The organism is Burkholderia lata (genome assembly GCF_902499025.1).
GTDB lineage: Bacteria > Pseudomonadota > Gammaproteobacteria > Burkholderiales > Burkholderiaceae > Burkholderia > Burkholderia lata_C.
Genome location: NZ_CABVPW010000054.1, coordinates 1 through 23,762, shown reverse-complemented (window position 1 = coordinate 23,762; position 23,762 = coordinate 1). Strand labels below are relative to the sequence as shown.

The following is a 23,762-nucleotide window of genomic DNA, read 5'->3' as shown; positions in this document are numbered from 1 at the left end:
CCAATGCGAGGCTTGCCCATGCAGACGACACAAGCACCATCCGGCGAGTGGCGCGGACGGTTTCCACACAACGAAATCATCTCGCTGCTCGACGTGAACCGGACGTTCAACCTGGCGGAGAGCACGTCGCAAGACCTGACGGTCGGCGAGCTGCTGGATCTGGCCGGCGTCGACACCGTCCGCAACCTGAAGCTCGGTTACAGTCAATCGGCGGGCGCCGCCGTGCTGCGCGATGCGATTGCCGATACCTGCAACGTGCCGGCCGCGCAGATCGTGACGACGCAAGGCACTGCGCTCGGGCTGTTTCTGCTGGCCTATGAAGTGTGCCGGCCCGGCGACGAGGCCGTGCTCGCGACGCCGTGCTTTCCGCCGAGTCGAGATTGCCTGGTCGGCGCCGGCGCAACGGTGCGAGAAGTGCGGCTGTCGTTCGAGAACGGGTATCGGCTGGACCTCGCGCAGTTCGACGCGAGCCTGTCGTCGAAGACGCGGCTGGTCAGCATCGCGTCCCCGCAGAATCCCGGCGGCGTACAGGCATCGCGCGCCGAGATCGATGCATTGCTGGCGTTGATGGCGCAACGGTGCCCGGACGCGATACTGTTCATCGACGAGACCTATCGCGAAGCGACTTATGGCGATGCCGCCGTGGCAGCCAGTTTCGCCGGCGTCGATGCACGCATCGTCACGGGTTCGTCGGTGTCGAAAGCGCTGGGTGCACCCGGGCTGCGGACGGGGTGGCTCACGGTGGCCGACGCGGGGCTTCGGGCGCGCCTGCTCGTCGCGAAGCTGAATACGGTCATCTCGGGTTCGGTGCTCGACGAGCTGCTTGCCGCAACGGTGCTGCGCAACCGCGAACACGTGCTCGCGCCACGCCGCCGATTGCTTGCGGGTACGCTCGATACCCTATCGGGCTGGTGCGAGCGTGAACAGCGACGAGTCGAGTGGGTGCGGCCGGACGCCGGCGCGATGTGCTGCGTACGGCTGCGGCAGGATGCATTCGACGAGCCGGCCGTGGCGCGTTTCTGGCAGGTATTGCCCGACCACGATGTGCAGCTCGCATCAGGCACGTGGTTCGGCGAAAGCAGCCGCGTGTTCAGGCTCGGGTTCGGCTATCTTCCGCCTGAGCGCTTCCAGCCGGCGTTGACGGCGCTGTCGCAGGCGATGGATGCGGCTGTCGTGTAAATCAGGCAACAGGCGGGCGCGGCGAACATCATTGAACGTCAGGAGTGACACCATGAAGGTAAGGATTGCGTACATCGAGGAGCCGCCGTTCTACTGGACGGCAGATGACGGTACCGTGACCGGCGCGGATATCGAGCTGGCCGAGGTGGTGCTGCGCGCGATCGGCGCGACGGAAATCGAATATCACCCGACGTCGTTCGAGGCGCTGCTGCCGGGCGTGCAGGCCGGGCGCTGGGACATGAACGTGCCGATCTTCGTGACGGCAGAACGCGCGCGGCACGTGGCGTTCAGTGCTCCGGTGTGGGCGATCGGCGACGGATTCGTGCTGCAGGCCGGCAACCCGAAGCGGCTGACGAGCTACGCGGCCGTCGCGGCCCGCAGCGATGCGCGGCTGGGCTGCGTGACCGACCAGGTGCAGATCGATTCGGCGAAGGCGGCCGGTGTGAGCGACGACCGGATCGTCATCTTCAAGGATCAACCCGACGCCGTGGCTGCGTTGCTAGGCGGGCAGGTCGACGCGTTCGCGAGCACGGCGATCGGGGCCCGCGCGGTTGCCGATACGGACAAGCGGCTGGCGGCCGTGTCGCACGAGCGCGATGCGGGTGCGGCCGTGCCTGTCGGCGGGTTTTCGTTCAGCCGGAACAGCGGCGCGCTCGTGGAGGCCGTGAACGCGAAGCTGCGCGAGTATCTCGGCTCGGCCGATCATCGCGAGCGGATGGCGAAGTACGGCTTCACGCGCGCGGAAATCGACGGCGTGGTGGCGAACGGCGGCGCGAAGCCGTAGTGCTACGAGCGGTGTCGACCGTTCGCACGGTCGACACCGCATGCGTGGTCACGCAATCGCGGCCCTCGCCAATCGTTCGACGAACCAGTCGCAGACGAGTGCGGTTCGCTCGGACGCGTGGTTGTAGATCGTGTGCTCGCCGTCCGGCCAGACCTGGAGCGTCGCATCGCCGGACGTCGCCGCATCGAGAAACGGCTGCTGATCGTCGAGCCGGATCAGCGGATCTTCACCGCCGTGCAGTACCAGCAGTGGACACGCGATGCGGTCGCGTTCGGACGAGAAGCGCATCCGCGCGAAATTCGCCGCGACCGCATCGGGATCGTCGTTGCCGAGCATCGCCGCGGCCTGTTCGACAAACGTGCGGAACGGCAGCAGCGTCGGTGCCGCGAGCGCGCCGTTCACGCAACAGGCGGCGATCCGGCTATCGGCTGCGGCGGTCGACGCCGCCCACAACCCGCCGATGCTGTTCCCCCAGATGCCGATCGGCCCGGGCACGCGGTCGGCGACAGCATCGACGAAGCGCCGGTACGCGGCGCTCATGTCGACGTCGACGAAGATCCGCTGTTCGAGCCGCGTCTCGCCCTGGCCCGGCCCCTCGGCGAGCAGCGTGGCGATCCCGCGCGCCGCGAGCGCGCGTGCGATCGGCCAGTACGCGAAGCCCCAGCCGCTCTGGCCGCCGAACAGGATGACGGTGCCGCGGATGCGCTCGGTCGGCGGCCGGACCAGCCAGCCGATCAGGTGCGCATCGCCGAACGGCACTTCGACGCGCTCGATGCGCTTGTCGGACCAGCGCGCGAGATCGTGCGACGCGTCGACGAGCCGCGCATAGAGCGCGCGCTTGCGCGGCACGTCGTGGTTGAACGCCATCTGCGCAAACAGCAGGTTCGCGATGGCCATCGCCTGTGCGTCGGCGGCCGTGACCAGATGGCCGGCTTCCGCCGCCCGGGCGGCGCGCGCGAGCTGCGTGTCGGCCAGCGCTTCGGCCGCGACATCCCACGGTTCGCCTGCCGACGTGCGCGCGTGCAGCGCCATTGCGTCGGCATGGTCCACTCCGCAATCGAGCAGGCGCGTGACGGGCATCGCGCGTTGCAGCGACAGCGCGAACGGTGACAGTTCAGTTGTCATGCATGCCACTCCTTCACGATGCGTGGGTAACGGCAGCCGAAGCCGCCGAAACCGCAGCCGGCTCGCTCGAAGCGGCGGACCAGTGCAGTTTGTCGCGGAGCGCATCGACGAGCGCGCCGAGATCGCGCAGGTCGGTCACCGAACCGAACACGATGAAATCGGGCCGAGCGACATACGCGCCGATCCCGTGCGCATTCATGAACGCCTGCTGCTCGCCGTCGAGATCGACCACGGCATCCGGTGCGCTCACGTCGTCGGACAGCACGGCCACGTGACAGCCGAGCTGCGCGAGAAAGGCGCGCTGCGCATCGTCGAGATAGCGGGAAGGGTGTTCGCGCGCGACGAGCTGGAATCCCCGGCCGACCACGTCGTCGAAGCGGCCCTCGGCCGCGCCGCGGCGAACCCGCCCTTGAGGGGCGGGCGCGCCGGTCGTCGGCAGGCGCGTGCCGTCGGCTTCGTCGTGCACGATGCCGTGGTCCAGCTTCGGAAACGGCGGCATCGGCGGCATGTTGCCGGCGCGGAACGCCGCGTCGCGCTCGGCGACCTTGCGCGGATCGTCCTCGTTGACGACCTGCCCGAGGAACAGCGACATCTGCGTGATCGCGGTCACGTGCGGGCGGCGCTCGGCTTCGAACGTGTCGAGCAGGTCGGCGGCCGCGCGCCCGGTCAGCACCAGGTCGAGCTTCCACGCGAGGTTGATGCCGTCGCGCATGCCGGAGCACGCGCCTTGTCCCATGTACGGCATCATCGTGTGCGCCGCATCGCCCGCGAGCAGCACGCGGCCGGCGCGCCAGCGCTCGGCCATGCGCGTCTCGAACGTGTAGACGACGTGGCGCAGCAGCTTCAGGTCGTCCGGGCCGTAGCCGTAGTGGTCGTTGAGCCACTTCCAGCCGGCTTCTTCCGTTTCCCATTCGGCGGTCGATTCGTCCGGCAGCACACGCAGCTCGAAGCGTGTGCGCTTCGTGCCGATCGGCATGTGCATGTACGCGCGCGCCGGATCGCAGTAGATCGTCGTGCGCGCGCAGCCGTCGCCGAGATCGCGCTGGTTCTCCGAGTCGAGGTTGAGCCAGCGCTCGTTGTAGCCGAAATCCGATCGCTCGATGCCGAGCGTGCGGCGCACGAAGCTGTTCGCGCCGTCGGCGCCGATCACGTAGCGGGCGCGAATGGCACGCGGCTTGCCGGTCCATTGCGCGTCCTGGCTGCCGCGCGACGGATGCGCGGTCAGCGTCACGCCGTCGTCGTCCTGCAGCAGCGTATCGACTTCCCAGCCGCGCAGGATCGTCACGTTCTTGAAGGTGCTGGCGCGCGCATCGATCGCGTCCTCGATGTCGGGCTGGTAGATCGAGATGTGTGCGGGGTAGCCGCATGCGCGTCCGGACCAGTTCAGTTCGAGCAGCAAGTCGCCGTTCGCGTCGCGGTAGTGGTAGGTGTCGACGGCTTTCGCGTGGCGCAGCGCGTGATCGACGTCGGCGCTGGCTTGCACGATGCGCGCGGTTTCGCCGTCGATGTGCGTGAGGCGCGGCAGACCGTATGGGGTCGGCCAGCGTTCGAGGACGATCACGCGATGGCCGGCGCGGCCCAGCATCGATGCGGCGACGAGGCCGGTCGGGCCGTAGCCGACGATGGCGACGTCACAGTGTTCGACGGTGCTGTCGCCGTGCGCGCTCGATTCGGTGTTCATGCGGGGTGTCTCCATGACGGGGTCGTTTGTTGGTGTGTCGTGGGTTCGATTCAGCGCGCGGTCGAGCCGGGCAGGTTGCCGTCGAACGCGTCCTGCAGCAGCGCGCGCAGGCCGTCGCGTTCGATCGGGCGCGGGTTCCAGTACGGATTGGCGGCCGCGAGATCGGCGGCGCGATCGAGGTCGGCTTCCTGCATGCCGATCGCCTTCAATGAAACCGGCGCGCCGTTGTCGAGTGCCAGTGCGTAGAGGCTGCGTGCCGCGTCGTTCGTGCCGATCGCGCGGGCGATCCGCTGCATCGCGTCCGGCGCGTGCGCGGCGTTGTACGCGAGCGCATGCGGCAGCACGACCGTATGGGTCGACGCGTGCGGCAGGTTGAAGCTGCCGCCGAGTGTGTGACAGAGCTTGTGGTGCAGCGCCATGCCGACGTTGCCGAGCACCATGCCGCACAGCCATGCGCCGTAGAGCGCGTCGCTGCGCGCGTCGAGATCGGCGGGGTCGCGCCGCACGCCGGGCAGGCCGCGCGCCAGCGCACGAATGCCTTCTTCGGCGACGAGGCTCATGACCGGATTCGCGTTGTTCGCGTAGAGGCCTTCCGCCGCGTGCGCGATCGCATTGAGGCCGCTCGTCACGGACAACTCGACGGGCAGCGTGACGGTGAGCGTGGGATCGTAGATCACCGTTTTCGGCAGTACACGCGCATCGGAGCCCGTGCGCTTGAGGCCGCCTTCGGTCAGGCCGTAGATCGGCGTCATTTCGCTGCCGGCGTACGTCGTCGGAATCGCGAGGATCGGCAGGCTGCTTTCGAGTGCGATCGCCTTGCCGAGGCCGATCGTCGAGCCGCCGCCGATCGCGATCGCGCAGTCGGCATTGCACGACCTGGCGAACGCCTGCGCATCGCGGGCGATTTCGATCGGCACGTGCATCGTTGCGCGATCGTACAGCCCGGCGGCACGGGCACCGAGCCGCTCGACGATGCGTTGCGCGAGGTCGCGCTGGTCCGGCGTGCAGAGCACGATCGCGCGTTGCGCGCCCAGTTCCAGCACTTCGCGTTCGAGATGCTCGAGGCTGCCCGCGCCGAAGATCACGCGTGCGGGGCGTGCCTGGTAGATGAAGTTCATGTCGTCGTCACTCCGTTGCGTAGTCGACCTGGTGGCGCGCGATGCGCAGGCCCGTCAGTGCGTCGCGTACGCGTGTGTGTTCGGGATGCGTCGCGTAAGCGTCGAGTGCTTCGCGCGACTCGAAGTCGGCGACGAGAATCAGGTCGCACGCGTAGTCGGCCGCGCTGAAATCCGCGCCCACCTCGAGGTGCGTCATGCCGGGAATCCGGCCGCGCAAACTTTCGAAGGCGGTCTTGACGGTGGTGCGTGCCACCGCGCGCTCGGGCTCGGTCGCGCCTGCGACGTTCCACATCACGACGTGCCGGATCATGCGGCGCGCTCCGCGGGATTGAGCACGAAGTCGTAATCGAGCGTGTAGAACGGCGTGTCCATGCGCGATCCGTCCGGTGCGATGCCGGGCGCGTGCCGGACCCAGTCGGCGACGAGCGTCGACCGCACGCCGAATACCGCATCGGAGTCGAGATAGCGGTCGCCGTCGCGGAACACGTGCGTGATCAGCGTTTCGTAGCCGCGCGCCTCGATCATGAAGTGCAGGTGCGCGGGGCGCCACGGATGACGGCCGAGCGCGTCGAGCATCGCGCCGACGGGGCCGTCGTGCGGAATCGGATACGGCTCGGCAAGGATCGAGCGGAACGCGTAACGGCCGTCGGCGCCGGTGCGCAGCCGGCCGCGCGCGCGATGCGTGACCGAGCCGTCGTCGGCCGGTAGCTGCACGTCGTAGTGCCCGTCCTCGTCGGCTTGCCAGACTTCCAGCGACGCGTGCGCGATCGGCATGCCGTCGATGCCGCGCACATGGCCCGACACGAAGCAGGGCTCGCCGCATGCGCCGTTCGCGATGTCGTCGAACATGCCGAAATCGCGGCTGCCTTCGACGTAGAACGGACCGAATACGGTCGCCTCCGTGCAGCCGGCCGGCTTCGCATGGTTCTGTGCGGTGACGAGGGTCGACACCCCGAGCACGTCGGACAGCAGGATGAACTCCTGGCGCTTGTCGTCGGTGATGTGGCCCACCGCGGTCAGGAAGCCGATCGCGGCTTGCCATTCGGCCTCGGTGAGCTTCGTCTCCCGCGCAAACGAATGCAGGTGCTGGACGAGGCTGGTCATGACCGTGCGCAACCGCTCGTCGCGACAGCCGCCGAGCGACGCGATCACGGCCTGCGTGATGGTGTCTTCGTTGAGATTGCGCATAGGGGGTGTCTCCTGATGTCGTTGGATGGCGCGTTGACGTAACATTAATTCCTCCTTGGATCGTAAAAAAGATGGTTTGGAGGAGTTTTGTTCTCCGTCAGGTGGAAGAATCGAACGCATGGACAAGTGGACGCAGATCGAATTTTTCGTGCAGGTGGCCGAGCTGGGCAGCCTGTCGAAGGCCGCCGAGCGGCTCGGGATGTCGAGCGCGGCGGCGAGCCGCTGCCTGAACGCGCTGGAGGAGCGGCTGGGTGCGCGGCTCGTCGAGCGCACCACGCGGCGCCTGTGGCTGACCGATGCCGGGCACGAGTACCACCGGCGCTGCGTCGCGATCCTGATGGAGCTGTCGGAGGCCGATGCGGCGGTCAACGAAGCGAGCGTCAATCCGGCCGGCACGCTGCGCGTGACCGCTTCGGTATCGTTCGCGTCGATCTATATCGCACCCGCGTTGCCGGAGTTTCACCGACGCTACCCGAACCTGAACGTGCAGATCGTCGCGGCGAACCGCTACCCGGATTTCATCGAGGCCGGCATCGACGTGGCGATCCGCACGCGCGAGCATGAGGCGGATTCGGGCATCACGGTGCGCAAGCTCGCCGAGACACGACGCGTGCTGGCCGCGTCGCCCGGGTATCTGGCGAAGCATGGTGCGCCGGCGACGCCCGACGCGCTGTGCGACCACCGGCTGCTGGTCTACAACCTCGCGAACGATCCGTACGTGCTGCATTTCCGCCACGGCGCGAAGAAGCAGTCGGTCACGATCAAGAGCGTGCTCGATGCGAACGAAGGGCAGGTGATCCGCGCCGCGGCGCTTGCCGGGCTCGGCATCCTGATCCAGCCGCTCTACATCATTCACGACGATATCGTCGCGGGGAAGCTGGTGCCGGTGCTCACCGACTGGCAACTGCCGGCGCTCACCGTCAACATCGCGTACCAGAGCCGCCGCCACCAGCCGGCGAAGATCCGCGTGTTCACCGAGTTCCTGATCGAGCGTTTCGAACGCCTCGGGCTCGCGCGCAAATGGAAGGAAGTCGGCCGCTGATCGCGGGCCGGCGCCGGGCCGTCGCGCATTTCTCCGTGTAACGGAGAACTGTTCTCCCGAACGTCGTCTTTTTCGCCGCTGTCGTGCGCTTTACATTGCGTCTCCCCGGGCCTGCAGTGCCGGGCTCGCGATGACACGATAACAATCCGGTTTGGAGACGACATGACATTCGCATTGCGACAGGTGCCGTTGGCACTCCTGATCGCTGGAGCCGTTCACGTTCCGGCGTCGGCCACGGAGAGCGGGCAGATCAGTTATCCGTTCGGCGTCAACACGGTGCTGAACGGGCTGCTTCCGCCGCCCGGCAACACGCAGTACTTCAACTATTCGCTTTACTACGCGTCGAACCGGTTTGCCGGGCCGGACGGCGGCAGCGCGGTGCCGGGATTCCATCTGAGCGTCGTCGCGGAAACGCCGCGCGTCGTGCACACCTGGGGCGCGACGCTCGGGCCGTTCTCGCTGTCGAGCAGCGCGATCGTGCCGATCGTCCACCTGCATCTGTCGACGCCGGGCGGCACCGGCAACCGCACGTCGCTCGGCGACGTGATCCTCGAGCCGGTCATGATCGACTATGCGAACGCATCGAAGACCTTCTTCGCATTCTTCTCGCCGTCGTTCGCGGTGCCGACCGGTGCGTATGCGGTGAACCGGATCGCGAATCCGGGATTGAACACGTATGCGTTCCTGCCGTATGTCAGCGCGACGTGGTTTCCGGGCCGCGACTGGGAGATCTCGACGACCACGCTGCTGGAGCTGAATTCGCCGAACCATGCGACGCGGTACCACTCGGGGGCGGTCGCCGTGCTCGACTACCTGATCGGCTATTCGATCGACCGGCGCGTGCAGCTCGGCGTGCAGGGCACGTTCCTGAAGCAGTTCACCGACGATACGCAGGATGGTGTGAAGGTCGGGTCGGACGGCTTTCGCGGGCAATCGGTCGCGATCGGCCCGCAGCTGCGCTACATGTGGGGGCCGGCGTCGGGCGTGGTCGTGAAATACCAGCACGAGTTCGCGGTGCGCAACCGGCCGCAGGGCGACAAGCTGTGGGTGCAGTTCAGTTTTCCGCTGTAGACGCGGGCGCGGCGCCCGTCGGCCGGGCGCCCGGCACAAGCTGACAAAATCCTGACGAAGTGAATTGATATTTTGTATCATCTGACGTTTCGCGTCGCCGGCCGCCCGGGCTACCCGGTGCGGCCGCGTGCGGCGACTCCAGACGAAGATCGATACGACGTGACGAAAACCAGAAACAACCCGGCGCGCGGGGAGCGGCACGCCGCCGCGCCGCGCCGGCCCCCCCGCGCGTGGCGTGCACGCGGCTGCACGACCCTGGTGGGTTGCGCGATGGCGACCTCCGGCGCGTTGGCCGCCGAAGTGGCCGCACCCGCAGCGGACGAGCGGCATGCGCTGCCGGCGATCAACGTCAGTGCGCAATCCGCACCGGCTGACCCGCTGACGCAACCGCTCGAAACGGGTTCGCGGCTCGGGCTGGCAAGCCTCGATACCCCCGCGAGCGTCGAGACGGTCACGTCCGACACGATCGACGCGCGCGGCGATCGCACGGTGCTCGACGCGGTGACGCGCACCGCGGGGTTCTCGAGCGCGATGGCACCCGGCACCGGCGGCACCGCATTGAGCGTGCGCGGCTTCAGCGGGCAGGAATCGGTGATGACGCTGCTCGACGGCGTGCGCCTGATGCCGGCCGCCGGCACGATCACGTTCCCGTTCGATACATGGTCGGTCGAGCGCATCGAGGTGCTGCGCGGCCCGGCGTCGGTGCTGTACGGTGAAGGGGCGATCGGCGGCGTCGTGAACGTCGTGCCGAAGCGGCCGCAGCGCACGCGCGAGACGACGCTGCAGGTCGGTGTCGGCCCCGACGGCGCGAAGCGCGCCGCGTTCGATACGACGGGCGCGCTGGGCCCGCAGCTGTCGTATCGCTTTTATGCGAGCGATGCGCGCGCGAACGGTCTCGCCGAGCGGGCCGATACGCATACGACGGCCGTCGGCGGCGCGTTGAAATTCGACGTGAGCCCGAAGCTGACGCTGACGCTCGACTTCGACTACGGCCGCCAGATGCCGGCGACCTACTATGGTGTGCCGGCGCCGAACGGCGTGCTCGATCCGTCGCTGCGCAAGCTCAACTACAACGTCGGCGACGCGACAATGTCGTACTACGACCAGTGGACGCGCCTGTCGGCCAGCTACCGGCCGACGGCCGGCGTGACGATCGACAACCAGCTCTACTACCTGACGTCGAACCGCCACTGGCGCAATGCCGAATCGTATGCGCTCGAGGCCGCGACGGGTCTCGTCACGCGCAGCGACTATCTCGACATCGGCCACCATCAGCGGCAGATCGGCGATCGGCTGAGCGCGCGCTTCGACGGCACGCTGTTCGGCCGCGCGAACCGCTTCGTCGTCGGCACGGAATTCAGCCAGATCACGTTCAGCGGCACCAACAATTCGCCGTACGGCGGCGAATCGACGGTGCCCGCGCACGGCTTCGATCCCGGCGTGTTCACGAGCCCCGACCCGACGGTGCCGCAGTTCAGCACGCGGGCGCGGCAGGCCGCGGTGTTCGCCGAGAACCGGCTCGAAGTGCTGCCGCGGCTCGCGTGGGTGAGCGGCCTGCGCTACGACCACATCGCGTTCAGCCGCGAGCAGGCGGCAACCGGCGCGGGCTTCGACAAGCGTTTCGCGAACGTCGGCTGGCGCACGGGCTTCGTGTTCGAAGTCGCGCCGACGCTCAGCGCGTATGCGCAGTACACGACGGGCGCGGAGGGCCTCGGCTCGCTGGTGACGCTGTCCGCGTCGCAGGCAGGCTACCGGCTCGCGACCGGCGAACAGTGGGAAGCCGGCGTCAAGCAGACGCTGCTCGACGGCCGCGCGTACTGGACGTTCGCCGTGTACGACATCACGAAGCGCAACCTGCTGAGCACCGATCCGTTCAATCCCGCGCTACGCCAGCAGGTCGGCCGGCAATCGTCGCGCGGCATCGAGCTGACGGGCGGCGCGCGGCTGCCGCACGGCTGGACGGTCGATGCGAACATCGCGCTGCTGCGCGCGCGCTATGACGAGTTCAACCAGAAGGTCGGCAGCGCGACGGTGTCGCGCGCCGGCAATGCGCCGGCCAACGTGCCGCAGCAGACGGCGAACCTGTGGCTCGGCTGGGCGTTCGCCGAGCGCTGGCAGGCGAATGCGGGCGTGCGTTACGTCGGCGCGACGTACGGCGACGACGCGAACCGCGTGCAGGTGCCGTCGTACACGGTGTTCGATGCGTCGCTGCGCTGGCAGCCGACGTCGCGCACCGAGCTGGCGCTATACCTGCGCAATCTCGCGAACCGCACGTATGCGGTGACGACGTCGAACGGCGGCGAGCAATGGCTGCTCGGCCCGTCGCGCTCGGCGGAGCTCGTCGCGACGATGCGCTTCTAGTGCGGCGCGGCGAGCCTCCCATGACGCACATGCTCGACATCGAACGCGTGAGCTGGTCTCCCGGCGGCGCGATCACCGTGCTCGAATCGGTGACGCTGAGCGTGGCCGCAGGCGAGTTCGTCGGGCTGGTCGGCCCGAACGGCAGCGGCAAGACGAGCCTGCTGCGCTGCGTGTTCCGTTACGCGCGGCCCGACGCCGGCCACGTCGCGCTCGATGCGCAGGACGTGTGGCGCATGCGGCCGCGCGCGGTCGCGCAGCGCATCGCGGTGCTGCAGCAGGAGACGCCGGACGATTTCGGGCTGACGGTCGACGAACTCGTCGGCATGGGACGCACGCCGCACCAGCGGCCGTTCGATGCGGAGACGGCGGACGATCGCCGGATCGTCGAATCCGCGCTGCACGACGTGGGCCTCGCCGAGCGCCGTGCGCAACGCTTCGCGTCGCTGTCGGGCGGCGAGAAGCAGCGTGCGCTGCTGGCCCGCGCGCTCGCGCAGCAGCCCGAATTGCTGCTGCTCGACGAACCGACCAACCATCTCGACCTGCGCCATCAGCTCGAACTGCTCGCGCGCGTGCGGCGCCTCGGCATCGCGACGCTCGCGACCATTCATGACCTCAATCTCGCGGCCGCGTATTGCGACCGGCTCCACGTGCTTGCGCACGGCAGGGTCGTCGCATCGGGCGTGCCGGCCGACGTGCTGACCGAAGCGCTGCTGCGCGACGTGTTCGGCGTCGCCGCGCTCGTCGATCGCCATCCCGTCACGGGCCGGCCGCGCATCACGCCGCTTCATCCGGAATGACCGCCATGCCGATTCCAGTCTTGTCCTCCGCTTTGTCCTCTGCGTTATCGCCCGCATTCCGGCGGCTGCTTGCCGCGACCGTACTCGGCTGCGCGGCCGCGCATGCGGGGGCGTATCCCGTCACCGTGCGCAGTTGCGATCGCGACGTGACGTTCGAGCGCGCGCCGACGCGTGCGGTGAGCAACGACGTGAACCTGACCGAGATGATGCTCGTGCTCGGCCTGAAGGACCGGCTCGCCGGCTACACCGGCATCGGCGGCTGGAAGACGGGCACCGCGCGCGTGCGCGATGCGCTGCGCGGCGTGCCCGAACTGGCGAGCCAGTATCCGTCGCTCGAGGTGCTGGCGGCCGCGCGCGCCGACTTCTATCTCGCGGGCTGGAACTACGGGATGCATGTCGGCGGCCCGGTGACGCCCGCGACGCTCGCGCCGTTCGGCATCCGCACCTACGAGCTGACCGAGTCGTGTTCGCACGTGATGAAGCAGTCGGCGGCGTCGTTCGACGACGTGTTCCGCGACCTGAACAATCTCGGCCGGATCTTCGGTGTCGAAGCGCGCGCCGCGCAGGTTGTCGCAGCGATGCGCGCGCGTCTCGCGGCGGTGTCGCGCACGATCGGGCATCCGGAGCCGCTGCGCGTGTTCGTCTACGACAGCGGCACCGACAAGCCGATGACGACGGGCGGGCTCGCGATGCCGACCGCGCTGTTGGCGGCGGCCGGGGCGCGCAACGTGATGGCCGATGTGCCGCGCAGCTGGACGCAGGTGAGCTGGGAAAGCGTGGTCGCGCGCGATCCGCAGGTGATCGTGATCGTCGACTATTCGGCCGTGACGGCTGCGCAGAAGCAGCAGTTCCTGCTGAGCCAGCCGTCGCTCGCGCGGGTGGCCGCGATCCGCGACCGGCGCTTCATCGTGATTCCGTACGATGCGGCGACGCCGGGCCCCGAGAACGTCGCGGCCGTCGAGACGCTGGCGCGTGCGCTGTATCCGGCCGCGTTCGCCGGGCCGGCGCGATGAGCGTGCAGGGGCGTGCATCGCGGCCCGCCATGCGCGTGGTGCTGCCGGTGCTGGCGCTGCTGCTGGTCGTGTCGATCGTCGCGTCGGCCGCGTTCGGTCCCGCGCCGATCGCGATGCCGGCTGCGGTGCGGATCGTCGCCACGCACATCGCGTCGGCGTTCGGCGACGCTGGCGCGTTCGCGGCGGGGGCGGGCGACGACAGCATCGTCTGGCTGATCCGGATGCCGCGCGCGCTGCTGGCCGCGATCGTCGGCGCGACGCTGGCGGCGGTCGGCGTGGCGCTGCAGGCGGCGACCGCGAACCGCCTGGCCGATCCGCACCTGCTCGGCGTGAGCGCGGGCGCGATGCTCGGCGCCGTCGCGGTCACCGTGATGGCCGGCGCGGCATTCGGCCCGTTCACGCTGTCGGCTGCCGCGTTCGCGGGTGCGCTCGCGGCGACCGCCTGCGTCGTCGCGCTCGCTTACCGGCGCGGCCGGCTCGAATCGGACCGGCTGCTGCTCGCGGGCGTATCGGTGTCGTTCATGATGGCCGCGTTCGGCAACCTGCTGCTGTATCTCGGCGATCAGCGCGCCGCGTCGTCGGTACTGTTCTGGATGCTCGGCGGCGTCGGGCTCGCGCGCTGGGATCTGCTGCCGGTGCCGGCCGTGTGCGCAGCGCTCGCCGGCGGCGCGTTGTACGCGCGCCGGCGCGAGCTGAATGCGCTGATGTCGGGCGATGTCGCGGCGGCCGCGCTCGGCGTGCCGAGCGCGCGGATGCGGCGCGAAGTCTTCGTCGTCGCATCGTTCGCGACCGGCGCGATGGTGGCGGTGAGCGGGGCGATCGGCTTCGTCGGGCTCGTGACGCCGCATCTGTGCCGTCGCGTCGTCGGCGCCGAGCACGGCAGGCTGCTGCCGGTGGCCGCGCTGACCGGTGCGATCCTGCTCGTGTGGGCCGATGTGGCCGCCCGCACGCTCGCGGCACCGGAGGATCTGCCGATCGGGATCGTCACCGCGATGTTCGGCAGCCTGTTCTTCGTCGCGCTGCTGCGCCGCCGCTGAGCGGCGCGCACGCACCGACGGCAAGCGGCCAGGCGAGGGCGGGCAGGGCGCCCGCCGCGCGCTTCACTGCCGCGGGAGGGCCATGCCGGTGCTGCCGCCGAACGCGTCGGTATGCGCGAAGGGATCCGGCAAGTCGAAGAGATTGTCCGGCAGCGTCAGCGCGGGCAGCGTGATCACGAAGCGTGCGCCGCCGAGCGGCGAATCCTCGAGCCGCACGTCGCCGCCGTGCACCTGCGCGACCCGCCGCACGATCGCGAGCCCGAGCCCGAAGCCGCCGGTCTGCCGGTCGCGGCTGGAGTCGAGCCGCTGGAACGGTTCGAACACGCGGGCGCGCTCGGCGGCCGGAATGCCGGGGCCATCGTCGTCGACGCTCAGCACGAGCGCGCCGGACGCGTCGCCCTCGGCGGCGAGCAGCACCGTGCGCGATGCATAGCGTGCGCCGTTGCGGATCAGGTTCAGCAACGCGCGGGCGACCAGCTTCGGGTCGCACACGTGGGTGGCGGGTGCGGCGAGCGCCGACACGTCGAGCGTGATGCCGCGATCGGCGATGTCGTTCGCGACGCTGCCGGCGACGCTGTCGATCAACGCATCGACGACGACTTCCATCGGCGCGAGCTGGCTCGCGCCCTGTTCGAGCCGGCCGATCGTCAGCAGCTCGGTGACGAGCTCGTCGAGTTCGCGCACGTCGCGCCGCAGCGCGTCGCGGCGTTCGCGCATCCGTCCCGATTCGTCAGGCTCCGCGAGCAGCGCGAGCCCGAATTCGAGCCGCGCGAGCGGCGTCTTCAGTTCGTGCGAGATGCCGTGCATCATTTCGCGCTGCTGCTTGATCGACGCCTCGATGCGCTCGGCCATGTCGTTGAACTGTTGCGACAGCTCGTAGATGTTCGACTTGCCGGACAGCTTCACGCGCGTCGACAGCGTACCGGCGCCGAATGCGTGCGCGGCTTCCTGCAGCCTGCGCAGGTCGCGCCAGTGATAATGAATCCACAGCACCACCGCGAACAGCGTGCTGAGCGCGAGCAGCAGGTACGCATAGATCTTGATGTCGAGATCGGAGGCTTCGATCGGCCGCGCATGCAGGACCGTACCGTCCGCGAGCGGCATGTAGTAATCCTTGCCGTTGTAGCTGATCGCGATCCGGCCGGCATCGAGATCGCGCAGCGGCACGCCGCTCAATTGCGCACGGGCGGCAGTCATCGACAGGAAACCGAACCCTTCGTTGCCGTGTTTCGCGAGCTCGCGCAGCGCGAGTTCGCGCTGCCCGCCCGGATGCCGTTCGAGGTAGTCGTTGAGCACGAACGCATAGGTCGTCAACGAGTCGCGCTGCGCCTGCGCGCTGCGGTCGTAGAAGATCCGGTCGAACGACAGCTGGATGAACAGGATCGACGCGGCGACGAACAGGATCACGACGAGGTACAGCCTGATCAACGGGCGCAGCATTTATTCGTCCCACGCAGAAGGGCTGAACAGGTAGCCGCGACCCCAGATCGTCTTGATCTTGTGCGGCTCCGACGAGGCATCCTCGAAGCGGCGGCGCAGCTTCGAGATGCCGGAATCGACCGAGCGGTCGAGCCCGTCGAACTCGATCCCGCGCAACTGCTTCAGGATGTCGTCGCGGCTCAGCACGGTGCCGGCCGCGCGCGCAAGGATCAGCAGCAGGTTGAATTCGGCGGTCTTCAGGTCGACGGGCTCGCCGCGCCACGTGACGGTGCGGTTCGGCGGCGAGATCGCCAGCTCGCCGAACACGAGCGCTTCGGGCGCGGCCGCGGGCGCTTCCGCGACGGCCGGCTGCGCACGGCGCAGCAGCGCGCGGGCGCGGGCGACCAGCACGCGCGGTTCGATCGGCTTCGTCACGTAGTCGTCGGCACCCGTCTCGAGGCCGGCGACCTGGTCGTAGACGTCCAGGCGTGCGGTCAGGATCAGCACGGGGACGTTGGTGAACGCACGGATGCGCCGGCAGACTTCCATGCCGTCGAGGTTCGGCAGCATCAGGTCGAGTATCACGAGGGCCGGCTGGTGCTCGCGCACCGCCGCGACGGCGAGGTCGCCGCGCCGCACGACCGTCACTGCGAATTCATAGCCGTCGAGGTATTCGCGGACGAGCTGCGCCAGGCGGTCGTCGTCCTCGATCAGCAGTACACGGTATTTGAGTGGATCTTCGTTCATGGTCTCCTCGGGGCGCACGCGCCAACTCACGCCCGGGCTAGCCGGGGTGCGGCGCGGCACGCGAATTCTATCCGGCGCGCAGAAGGCCGGGGGAGCGGGACGACAATCTCGAACAATCGAACACAATTGAGCACAGATTCTCCGAATATTCAGGACAGTCTCGGCGCAGGGCGGCCCCTAGACTGCGGGCTCCGTCACTCCTATCTCAATATTGTGCGCCCAATACTCCGCCGCTACCGCTATTGCATGCCGCTCGCCGGCCTCACCCTTGCCGCCGCCGCCCATGCGGAAAACCAGTATTCGCTGTCGCTTGGTGGCGGGGCTGCGCCGCGCTACCAGGGCAGCAACCAGTATCGCGGCGTCGTTGCGCCGGGTTTTTCCGCGAAGTTCGGCAATGGCTTCTTTGTCGACAGCACCCAGGGTGCCGGCTACCGGCTGGACCTGCCGCACGGCGCGTTCGTGTCGGCGGCCGTGAGCTACGACGCGGGCCGGGCCGACGAAAACCGCTTCGACATGCCGGGCTCCGACTACCTGAAGGGCATGGGCCGGATTCCGGGCTCGGTGCTGGTCGGCGTGCGCGCGGGCGTGACGCTGTTCAACGCGGCGGAGCTGAGCGTCACGATCGACTCGCCCGTGACGCACACGTCGCGCGGCGTGTCGGGGCACATGGATCTCGCGGTGCCCGTGTTCAAGACCGCGCAGCACGAGATCATCGTGACGGGCACCGTGCATGCGGGCTCGGGGCGCTATACGCAGACGTTCTACGGCGTGACCGATGCGCAGTCGATGACGAGCCGGTTCCGGCCGTATTCGACGAGCGGCGGGATCGACAGCGCATCGATGGCGGTCGCGTGGAACTGGACGCTGTCGCAGCACTGGTCGGTGCTCGCGACCGGCGGCGTGACGCGGCTGCTCGGCCGCTACGGCGACAGCCCGATCGTCCAGTCGCGCAGCAACTACTACGCCATCGCGGGCGCAACCTACAAGTTCTGAGCGGATCGTCGCGGCACGCATCGTGTGGCGCAGCCGGCATGCACGTGCCGTCACGCCGCGCCGCGTGCGGTAACATGCAGGCGGCTTCGGCGGCAGGCCGAACCCGTGGCTCGGGCACGCGGAATCGGCGTGGCCCGGGCGTGCGGAACCGATCATGCATGCAACGCCCGGCAGGCTGGGAACGCCGCTGATGTTCCGCCGGGCGCAACAGGGAGAATCCGATGAAGAAGACGATCGCGATGATGATGGCGCTGGTTGCGGGCGCAACGTTTGCGGGATGCACGGACATGAAAACGAAGAATGCGACCGCCGGCGGCATGGTGATGAATGGCGAGCCGGCGCTCACGTCGCAGGCATGCAAGGCAGACGCGGGGCCGGATGACGCGCTGGTCGGCAAGGCCGAAGCGGATGCGGCGGCGCAACTGGACGGCTGCCTGTGGCGCGTGCTCGAGCGCGACGGCAAGGCATTGCCGGGCACGATGGATTACCGGCAGGAGCGCCGCAACCTCGGCATTCGCGACGGCAAGGTGATCTGGGTGCGGCGCGGGTGAGGGGTCGGGCCGGTGGCGGCGTGCCTGCGGGTACGCGAGCGAGTGTGGTCGGCACGCATGCCGTGCCCGGCATTGCCGCGTTCGCGAAGCTGTCCGGCGCAGGGGCCTGCGCGCTGACACTGGCGGTGCTCGGCGTGCTGGCCGGATGCGGGCGACATGACGACGCAGCATCGACGGCGTCCCGCACCGTATGCATCACCGGCTATAACGAGTACACCCGCAAGCTTCACGAGTTCTGGCTCGACAACGAACACAAGTCGGGATGCTTCGGCAATCCGTCCGCGCGGGAAGCAGGGGAGGCATTCGGCGGCGGCGGCGGGTTCGCGTGCGGCTGCCAGGTCACGCCGGGGCAAACGGTGAAGCTGGCGTGGGCGTTCGCGCAACCGCTGGACGAGATCGAGCGTGGCGTCGCGGCGGAACACAAGACGATCGACGTGACGATCCCGCAGCCGGAATCGTCGACGTCGCGCTATCTGCGCGTGTATTTCAGGAAGAACGGTACGGCCGAACTGCAATGGGTGGACGACATGAACGCGCCCGAATTGCCGCCGACCGTGGAGAAATGATCGCCGCGCGACGCGTGCGATCGGCGGTGCGCTACTTCGAGATGTACCACAGCGCATCCGCGCTGGCGCGCGAAGGCTGAGCGGCCGCAGCCGGCACTTGGGCCGGCGCGGGCGGCGGCGTGTTCGACGTGATGGCGGTCGGCAGCGTGGCCGGAATGTTCGCGGTCGACGGCGAGGCCGCCGCCGTTCCCGACGTCGAAGGCGTATTCACGTACCAGAGCGCATCGGCAGACGCCGTGCGTTTTGCCGTCGCTGTAGCCGGATTGGCTGCAGCGCTCGTTGCCGCATTTGCCGCGTTCGCCGACTTTTTCGACCCCGCGGCCGCAGCCGGCGCCGTGCCCCCCGTACCGGCCTGCGCCGTCATGCCGGCGCCATTGCCCGCACCACGTTGCGCACGCGCCTCGAACGGCCCGAGCTGGAAGATTAACGTTTGCGCGGGACGCGTCAGAACGGCATACGGAAACTGCAGCTCCCACGACATCAGCACGCGCCCGGCCGACGTCTCGGTGAAGATCGCCGGCACGTGCTTCATGTCGCTGAACTGCACGTAGATCCGCGCGCCGTCGTCGAACACCTGGGTCGGCTTCGCCTGGTCCGCGCCCGTGACCGACCATCCGAAGTTGTACGAGCCGGCCGGGCCGGCGGGGCCGCCCTGCGGCGGCGGAGGCGGGGCCGACGAGATCGTGCGCGGACGCGTGACCTGCTGCGGAGCGGACACGCTCAGGCTCGCGAACGGGTTGTACGCCTGGGCCTGTTGCGGCGGCGTAAAGGACGGTGGAAGGATAGGCATGGGAGTATCCGGCGAATCCGGCATGGTCCGGATTGCATCATAGACCTTGCGCGCATACGCGAGGCGCTTGTCGGGGGAGGCGGAGTTGTACGCGCCGATCGCGTTCCAGTTGGCGCCGAGCTGGCGGATGTTCTGCGACAGGATCCACGCGCCGACATACGCGTTCGTGCATGCATCGAACAGGCTCTCCCGCGTGATGCCTTCGCGCGCGAGCGTCGGCAGCCAGGTGCTGTTGATCTGCATCAGGCCGATGTCGACCGTGCCGTTCGTATTGGTGTTGACGGCTTTCGGATTCATGCCCGACTCGACCTGCGCGATGCCGCGCATCAGGCTGACGCTCACGTGCTGGAACGCGGCCGCGTCGTCGAGACAATCGGCCCGCGCGACGCCGGCGAGCGCACACGACATTGCAATCGTCGAGGCGATTTTCAGCGTTTCTCGGCTGATCGAACGGGTTGTCTGACGCGGCATGGCAGGATGGGGCGGAATCCGGCCGCCCGGTGCAAGGAAATTACGCAGACGCGAAGTGTGCCATAGCGCGCAGGCAAATGGCTCACGTCAAACTTTCCTTTGCATTTGCCCATGCGTTCGCCACGCATTTTTATCGTGTCCGATCACGGGGTTCGGCGAAGCATCGTCGGTAAAAATGGCCGGATTTCCGCGTGAGTGCCGGGGCAGTGGCGGCGCCGGAATACTGACGCGTCGCGTCATTCGCGCGGGGAAATCGGTGCTGAATCGAACCGGATGGAAAATGCGCGGCAGTCGATATCCGGGTTTGAAAAGGGCGATGGAAAGGCGATTCAAAAACCACGGCGGCCGAAGCCGCCGTATCGATGAATGCGGATTCGACCGGCCGCGCGGTGCGCAGCCGGCCGTGTTGCGTCAGAAGCGGTGACGCAGGCCGAGGTTGACCATCGTCTGCGAGCTCGTGCCCGCATAGCCGTACGAACCGATCGACGCCTGCGCGGCCATCGAGCCGCCGTTGCCGTCGCCGGTCCGGCCGCTTGCGTGCTGGTACGCGGCGGTCAGGTAGACGTCCGTGCGCTTCGACAGGTTGTAGTCCGCGCCGGCCGATACCTGGTGATAGGTGGCCGACGTGTCGCCGCCCGAGCGCGTGTAGCTGTAGCCGACGCCGACCAGCAGCGCGTTCGTCGCCTGGTAGTTCACGAAGCCTTGCCCGGTGTTGTAGTGCTCGTTCGAGCCGAACACCGAGCTTCCATCGCGGCGGTACTGCGCGTTGCTGTAGCCGAGGCCGAACGTGAACGGGCCGGCGACGTACTGGCCCGCGATGCGCGCGATGCCGATCGAATGCGCGCTTGCATAGCCGCTGTTGATCGGGCCGTCGAACGTGCCGTCCGACGAACTGGTCCAGCCGGTGCGCTGGGTGTTCGACGCGGGGCTGTTGGTCGTGTGGAAGTAGCCGCCCGCAACGCTGAACGGCCCGTTGTTGTACGACACCGCGGCCGAATACGAATTCGCGGCGCCGGTGCTGCCGGCGATGCCGCCGAACGAATACATCGCCGAGAACTGCAGGCCCGAATAGACGGCCGACGTGTACTTCACCGCGTTGTCGACGCGGAAGCTGTTGTCGTAGTTGTCGACGTCGCCCGGCGTCGCGAACACGCTGCCCAGATAGTTGTCGGCGGTGATGCCCTGCACGAGATCGACGAGCGGATCGTACTGGCGGCCGAACGTGAGCGTGCCGTAGCGATCGCTCGTCAGGCCGACGAACGCCTGCCGGCCGAACATGCGGCCGCCCTGGCCCATCCGGCCGTTGCTCGGGTCGAACCCGTTCTCGAGCTGGAACAGCGCCTTCAGCCCGCCGCCGAGATCCTCGGTGCCTTTCACGCCCCAGCGGCTGCCGGCCAGGTTGCCCGCGCTGCTGTTGCCGAGCATCCACGCGTTGTCCTTGCCCTGCGCATGGTTCACGTAGGTGATCGACGTGTCGATCACGCCATACAGCGTGACGCTCGATTGCGCATGCGCGACGGGTATCGCCGCGAATGACGCGATGGAAATCAGCGAGAGGGTCGTGCGTTTCATGTCATCTCCTTGCGCATTGGCTTGTGTTCGTGATCCGGAATGGCAGGAGACTACCGAGCCCGATTAAATCGGCAAAAATGAAATTCTCTTTTGTGGCCTGAGGCAGACAGGGATGTCCTCCGATTTCCACGATCGAGGGATTTGAATTGTTTAAAATTACGTATCAATCGATTGGTATTTCGAGATTTAGTCATTGCGAATTGCATATTTCGCGATAATTTCGGGTAATTCAGCGCGAAATCGAGATGGCCGGGATATTGTTATCGATCCGTCAAATAATTATTTAATGAATCGAATTGGCCGGGATGTAATGGATGTGTTATCCGCGCGTCCGGCGACGGCCTCACGGCTTGGCTGCCGATGCCTTGTCACTGGCGCGGCGTGCGTGGAACGCCAGGCGTGTGCCACGCCGGCGTGTCCAACAGCAGCGCGCCACCCGCCGGAGCGCAGCGGCAGCCACCGCGCACCGAAACCCCGGTCGCCGATCTGGTTTTGTATATAATAATCATTCTCATTTACAAAATCGTTGACGCCTGCGCACCCCGGAACCCGGCCATGTCTGCTGACAAGCTGTCTCTCCATCGAGAAATCGACGCCCTCTATACCGGCCACCATGCGTGGCTGCGCGGCTGGTTGAGCCGGAAGCTCGGTTGCGCGCATCGCGCGGCCGATCTGGCGCACGACACGTTCATGCGCCTGCTTGCGCGCGACGAGCCGATCGGCGCAGACGAGCCGCGTGCGTTCCTGATGACGGTCGCGCAGCGTGTGCTGAGCAACCACTGGCGGCGCGAGCAGGTCGAGCGCGCGTATCTCGAGGTGCTCGCGCAGCGCCCTGAAGCGGTTGCGCCGTCGCCGGAGGAGCGGGCCGTCGTGCTCGAGACGCTGCTCGAAATCGACCGGCTGCTCGACGGCCTGCCGCTCGCGGCGAAGCGGGCGTTCCTGCTCGCGCAGCTCGACGGGCTCACGCAGGCCGAGATCGCGCGCGAACTCGGTGTGTCGCTGGCGACGGTGAAGCGCTATCTCGTGAAGGCCGGCACGCAGTGCTTCTTCGCGATGGCGGCCTGACCGATGGCCGCCCCGGGAGCGCCGGCGGTGCCGCCGCATGTGGCGCGACGCGCAGTCGAATGGTGGGTCGACCGGCAGGCCGGCCGCACCGACGAAGCGTTCGATGCCGCGCTCGCCTGCTGGCGTGCGGAGGATCCTGCGCACGACGCGGCATGGCGTCATATCGAAGCGATGCAACGCAGGTTCGGCGGGCTGGCGGCCGGGCTCGACCCGCAGGCCGCGCACGCGGCGCTGCTGCCGCCGCGTGCGGGCCGCCGCCGTGTGGCAGTGAAGACGCTGGCCGTGCTGCTGTTCGCGGGTGGCGCCGCATGGATGGCCGAACCCGCGCGGCGCGCGGCGATTTGGCCGGCGGACCTGCGCACGGCAGTCGGCGAGCGGCGCACGGTGACGCTCGCGGATCGCACGGTCGTCGTCCTCGATACCGATACGGCGCTCGATGTGCACTTCGACGATGCGACGCGCCGCCTGCGCCTGCTGCGCGGCACGATCATGGTGACGAGCGGTCGCGACGATCGCGTGCCCGTGCGGCCGCTCGTCGTCGCGACTGCGCAGGGCGAGCTGCGGCCGCTCGGCACGCGCTTCGCGGTGCGGCAGCGCGACGGTGCGACTCGCGTCGAGGTGTTCGCCGGTGCCGTGCACGTGCAGCCCGACGATGCGGCCGCCGACGCGCGCGTGATCGCGGCCGGAGAGGGCGCGGATTTCACGCGCGACGCGATCGGTGCATCGGCCCCGCTCGATGCGTATGCGTCCGCGTGGACGGGCGGCACGCTCGTCGCGTCGCGCATGCGGCTGGCCGACCTCGTCGCCGAACTCGACCGCTACCGCCGCGGCAGCCTGCGCTGCGATCCGGCCGTGGCCGACCTGCTCGTGTCGGGTACCTATCCGCTCGACGATCCGGCACGCGTGCTCGATACGCTGAAGGCGACGTTGCCGATCGACGTTCACTACCTGACGCGCTACTGGGCCACGGTCGTGCCGGCCCGTTCGTGAGCGCGTCGGAAATTTTTTCGCTGACCTGAGCTGTTTCTCGATGTTCGCGTGACATGGGTAATGAAAGCAGCACTGGCCCATCGTCCACCGACTTCCCGATCATGGTTTCCATCCGTCTCACGTATCGGCGCCGTCCGGCGCCCGCCCGACATCTGCCGCGCGCGTCGCGCCCGGCTGCATCCGCTGCGCCTGCCGCGCCGGG

22 protein-coding genes are annotated in these 23,762 nt (G+C 68.2%); 13 read left to right on the top strand and 9 right to left on the bottom strand.

Features of this window, described 5'->3' with window-relative positions; translation table 11 throughout:
* The first annotated feature begins 18 nt into the window (after positions 1–18).
* Positions 19–1,179, top strand: coding sequence for a pyridoxal phosphate-dependent aminotransferase (locus tag BDI24065_RS36570; RefSeq protein ID WP_175035259.1), 1,161 nt, complete (start codon positions 19–21; stop codon positions 1,177–1,179).
* A 52-nt stretch (positions 1,180–1,231) separates the two neighbouring features.
* A complete protein-coding gene (locus BDI24065_RS36565) occupies positions 1,232–1,963 on the top strand; it encodes a transporter substrate-binding domain-containing protein (RefSeq protein WP_175035258.1) in 732 nt (243 codons plus the stop codon).
* 48 nt (positions 1,964–2,011) lie between these two features.
* On the opposite strand, the gene BDI24065_RS36560 is transcribed toward BDI24065_RS36565, so the two are convergent.
* Genes BDI24065_RS36560 through BDI24065_RS36540 form a run of 5 tightly spaced genes read right to left on the bottom strand, consistent with a single transcriptional unit; the run spans position 2,012 to position 7,075 of the window.
* Positions 2,012–3,088, bottom strand: coding sequence for an alpha/beta hydrolase family protein (locus tag BDI24065_RS36560; RefSeq protein WP_175035257.1), 1,077 nt, complete (start codon positions 3,086–3,088; stop codon positions 2,012–2,014).
* 13 nt (positions 3,089–3,101) lie between these two features.
* Positions 3,102–4,769 (bottom strand): bifunctional 3-(3-hydroxy-phenyl)propionate/3-hydroxycinnamic acid hydroxylase MhpA, encoded by a 1,668-nt coding sequence (gene mhpA / locus BDI24065_RS36555; protein ID WP_175035256.1) that lies wholly within the window; start codon positions 4,767–4,769, stop codon positions 3,102–3,104.
* A 50-nt stretch (positions 4,770–4,819) separates the two neighbouring features.
* Positions 4,820–5,887 carry a maleylacetate reductase gene (locus tag BDI24065_RS36550; RefSeq protein ID WP_175035255.1) on the bottom strand — a complete coding sequence of 356 codons (1,068 nt, stop codon included), beginning with the start codon at positions 5,885–5,887 and terminating at the stop codon, positions 4,820–4,822.
* Between the two features lie 7 nt (positions 5,888–5,894).
* Positions 5,895–6,197, bottom strand: coding sequence for a Dabb family protein (locus BDI24065_RS36545; protein ID WP_174934753.1), 303 nt, complete (start codon positions 6,195–6,197; stop codon positions 5,895–5,897).
* A complete protein-coding gene (locus tag BDI24065_RS36540; RefSeq protein ID WP_175035254.1) occupies positions 6,194–7,075 on the bottom strand; it encodes an intradiol ring-cleavage dioxygenase in 882 nt (293 codons plus the stop codon). The genes BDI24065_RS36545 and BDI24065_RS36540 overlap by 4 nt, the downstream gene beginning before the upstream one ends.
* 118 nt (positions 7,076–7,193) lie before the next feature.
* Here BDI24065_RS36540 and BDI24065_RS36535 point away from each other — a divergent pair, with 118 nt between their 5' ends.
* The 6 genes from BDI24065_RS36535 to BDI24065_RS36510 all read left to right on the top strand — a co-directional run bounded on the left by BDI24065_RS36535 (position 7,194) and on the right by BDI24065_RS36510 (position 14,396).
* Entirely contained in the window at positions 7,194–8,117 is a 924-nt protein-coding gene (locus BDI24065_RS36535) for a LysR family transcriptional regulator (RefSeq protein ID WP_089430918.1), read from the top strand.
* Between the two features lie 162 nt (positions 8,118–8,279).
* Positions 8,280–9,188 carry a SphA family protein gene (locus BDI24065_RS36530; RefSeq protein WP_175035253.1) on the top strand — a complete coding sequence of 303 codons (909 nt, stop codon included), beginning with the start codon at positions 8,280–8,282 and terminating at the stop codon, positions 9,186–9,188.
* Between the two features lie 270 nt (positions 9,189–9,458).
* Entirely contained in the window at positions 9,459–11,549 is a 2,091-nt protein-coding gene (locus tag BDI24065_RS36525; RefSeq protein WP_175035277.1) for a TonB-dependent receptor, read from the top strand.
* A gap of 20 nt (positions 11,550–11,569) precedes the next feature.
* Positions 11,570–12,346 (top strand): ABC transporter ATP-binding protein, encoded by a 777-nt coding sequence (locus BDI24065_RS36520; protein ID WP_175035252.1) that lies wholly within the window; start codon positions 11,570–11,572, stop codon positions 12,344–12,346.
* Entirely contained in the window at positions 12,343–13,359 is a 1,017-nt protein-coding gene (locus BDI24065_RS36515; protein WP_438820046.1) for an ABC transporter substrate-binding protein, read from the top strand. Before BDI24065_RS36520 ends, BDI24065_RS36515 begins: the two co-directional genes overlap by 4 nt.
* Positions 13,356–14,396: a FecCD family ABC transporter permease gene (locus BDI24065_RS36510; protein WP_175035250.1), complete on the top strand. Its 1,041-nt coding sequence runs from the start codon at positions 13,356–13,358 to the stop codon at positions 14,394–14,396. The genes BDI24065_RS36515 and BDI24065_RS36510 overlap by 4 nt, the downstream gene beginning before the upstream one ends.
* Before the next feature lie 63 nt (positions 14,397–14,459).
* Here the strand turns inward: BDI24065_RS36510 and BDI24065_RS36505 are convergent, their stop codons facing one another.
* Positions 14,460–15,836, bottom strand: coding sequence for an ATP-binding protein (locus BDI24065_RS36505; RefSeq protein WP_175035249.1), 1,377 nt, complete (start codon positions 15,834–15,836; stop codon positions 14,460–14,462).
* Entirely contained in the window at positions 15,837–16,562 is a 726-nt protein-coding gene (locus tag BDI24065_RS36500; protein WP_175035248.1) for a response regulator, read from the bottom strand. It lies immediately after the preceding gene.
* A gap of 246 nt (positions 16,563–16,808) precedes the next feature.
* Here BDI24065_RS36500 and BDI24065_RS36495 point away from each other — a divergent pair, with 246 nt between their 5' ends.
* The 3 genes from BDI24065_RS36495 (at position 16,809) to BDI24065_RS36485 (ending at position 18,672) form a co-directional block, all read left to right on the top strand.
* The gene (locus BDI24065_RS36495; RefSeq protein WP_175035247.1) at positions 16,809–17,555 is read left to right on the top strand and encodes a MipA/OmpV family protein; all 747 of its coding nucleotides are present in this window, start codon (positions 16,809–16,811) and stop codon (positions 17,553–17,555) included.
* A 221-nt stretch (positions 17,556–17,776) separates the two neighbouring features.
* A complete protein-coding gene (locus tag BDI24065_RS36490) occupies positions 17,777–18,106 on the top strand; it encodes a hypothetical protein (protein ID WP_175035246.1) in 330 nt (109 codons plus the stop codon).
* Between the two features lie 44 nt (positions 18,107–18,150).
* Entirely contained in the window at positions 18,151–18,672 is a 522-nt protein-coding gene (locus BDI24065_RS36485) for a hypothetical protein (RefSeq protein ID WP_254609929.1), read from the top strand.
* 31 nt (positions 18,673–18,703) lie between these two features.
* Here BDI24065_RS36485 and BDI24065_RS36480 read toward each other — a convergent pair whose 3' ends face one another.
* Positions 18,704–19,933 (bottom strand): transglycosylase SLT domain-containing protein, encoded by a 1,230-nt coding sequence (locus tag BDI24065_RS36480; RefSeq protein WP_175035245.1) that lies wholly within the window; start codon positions 19,931–19,933, stop codon positions 18,704–18,706.
* Positions 19,934–20,344: 411 nt separating this feature from the next.
* The gene (locus tag BDI24065_RS36475) at positions 20,345–21,505 is read right to left on the bottom strand and encodes a porin (protein ID WP_175035244.1); all 1,161 of its coding nucleotides are present in this window, start codon (positions 21,503–21,505) and stop codon (positions 20,345–20,347) included.
* A 555-nt stretch (positions 21,506–22,060) separates the two neighbouring features.
* Between BDI24065_RS36475 and BDI24065_RS36470 the strand changes: the two genes are divergently transcribed.
* On the top strand, positions 22,061–22,570 hold the full coding sequence (locus BDI24065_RS36470; protein WP_175035243.1) for a sigma-70 family RNA polymerase sigma factor: 510 nt from the start codon (positions 22,061–22,063) through the stop codon (positions 22,568–22,570).
* Between the two features lie 3 nt (positions 22,571–22,573).
* Entirely contained in the window at positions 22,574–23,560 is a 987-nt protein-coding gene (locus BDI24065_RS36465) for a FecR domain-containing protein (protein WP_175035242.1), read from the top strand.
* Positions 23,561–23,762: the final 202 nt, after the last annotated feature.

What these genes read in the sequence shown, in the direction of transcription:
- BDI24065_RS36570 (WP_175035259.1), top strand. Translation starts at nt 19, where the DNA reads ATGCAGACGACACAAGCACCATCCGGCGAGTGGCGCGGACGGTTTCCA.
- BDI24065_RS36565 (WP_175035258.1), top strand. Translation starts at nt 1,232, where the DNA reads ATGAAGGTAAGGATTGCGTACATCGAGGAGCCGCCGTTCTACTGGACG.
- BDI24065_RS36560 (WP_175035257.1), bottom strand. Translation starts at nt 3,088, where the DNA reads ATGACAACTGAACTGTCACCGTTCGCGCTGTCGCTGCAACGCGCGATG.
- mhpA (WP_175035256.1), bottom strand. Translation starts at nt 4,769, where the DNA reads ATGAACACCGAATCGAGCGCGCACGGCGACAGCACCGTCGAACACTGT.
- BDI24065_RS36550 (WP_175035255.1), bottom strand. Translation starts at nt 5,887, where the DNA reads ATGAACTTCATCTACCAGGCACGCCCCGCACGCGTGATCTTCGGCGCG.
- BDI24065_RS36545 (WP_174934753.1), bottom strand. Translation starts at nt 6,197, where the DNA reads ATGATCCGGCACGTCGTGATGTGGAACGTCGCAGGCGCGACCGAGCCC.
- BDI24065_RS36540 (WP_175035254.1), bottom strand. Translation starts at nt 7,075, where the DNA reads ATGCGCAATCTCAACGAAGACACCATCACGCAGGCCGTGATCGCGTCG.
- BDI24065_RS36535 (WP_089430918.1), top strand. Translation starts at nt 7,194, where the DNA reads ATGGACAAGTGGACGCAGATCGAATTTTTCGTGCAGGTGGCCGAGCTG.
- BDI24065_RS36530 (WP_175035253.1), top strand. Translation starts at nt 8,280, where the DNA reads ATGACATTCGCATTGCGACAGGTGCCGTTGGCACTCCTGATCGCTGGA.
- BDI24065_RS36525 (WP_175035277.1), top strand. Translation starts at nt 9,459, where the DNA reads ATGGCGACCTCCGGCGCGTTGGCCGCCGAAGTGGCCGCACCCGCAGCG.
- BDI24065_RS36520 (WP_175035252.1), top strand. Translation starts at nt 11,570, where the DNA reads ATGACGCACATGCTCGACATCGAACGCGTGAGCTGGTCTCCCGGCGGC.
- BDI24065_RS36515 (WP_438820046.1), top strand. Translation starts at nt 12,343, where the DNA reads ATGACCGCCATGCCGATTCCAGTCTTGTCCTCCGCTTTGTCCTCTGCG.
- BDI24065_RS36510 (WP_175035250.1), top strand. Translation starts at nt 13,356, where the DNA reads ATGAGCGTGCAGGGGCGTGCATCGCGGCCCGCCATGCGCGTGGTGCTG.
- BDI24065_RS36505 (WP_175035249.1), bottom strand. Translation starts at nt 15,836, where the DNA reads ATGCTGCGCCCGTTGATCAGGCTGTACCTCGTCGTGATCCTGTTCGTC.
- BDI24065_RS36500 (WP_175035248.1), bottom strand. Translation starts at nt 16,562, where the DNA reads ATGAACGAAGATCCACTCAAATACCGTGTACTGCTGATCGAGGACGAC.
- BDI24065_RS36495 (WP_175035247.1), top strand. Translation starts at nt 16,809, where the DNA reads ATGCCGCTCGCCGGCCTCACCCTTGCCGCCGCCGCCCATGCGGAAAAC.
- BDI24065_RS36490 (WP_175035246.1), top strand. Translation starts at nt 17,777, where the DNA reads ATGAAGAAGACGATCGCGATGATGATGGCGCTGGTTGCGGGCGCAACG.
- BDI24065_RS36480 (WP_175035245.1), bottom strand. Translation starts at nt 19,933, where the DNA reads ATGCCGCGTCAGACAACCCGTTCGATCAGCCGAGAAACGCTGAAAATC.
- BDI24065_RS36475 (WP_175035244.1), bottom strand. Translation starts at nt 21,505, where the DNA reads ATGAAACGCACGACCCTCTCGCTGATTTCCATCGCGTCATTCGCGGCG.
- BDI24065_RS36470 (WP_175035243.1), top strand. Translation starts at nt 22,061, where the DNA reads ATGTCTGCTGACAAGCTGTCTCTCCATCGAGAAATCGACGCCCTCTAT.
- BDI24065_RS36465 (WP_175035242.1), top strand. Translation starts at nt 22,574, where the DNA reads ATGGCCGCCCCGGGAGCGCCGGCGGTGCCGCCGCATGTGGCGCGACGC.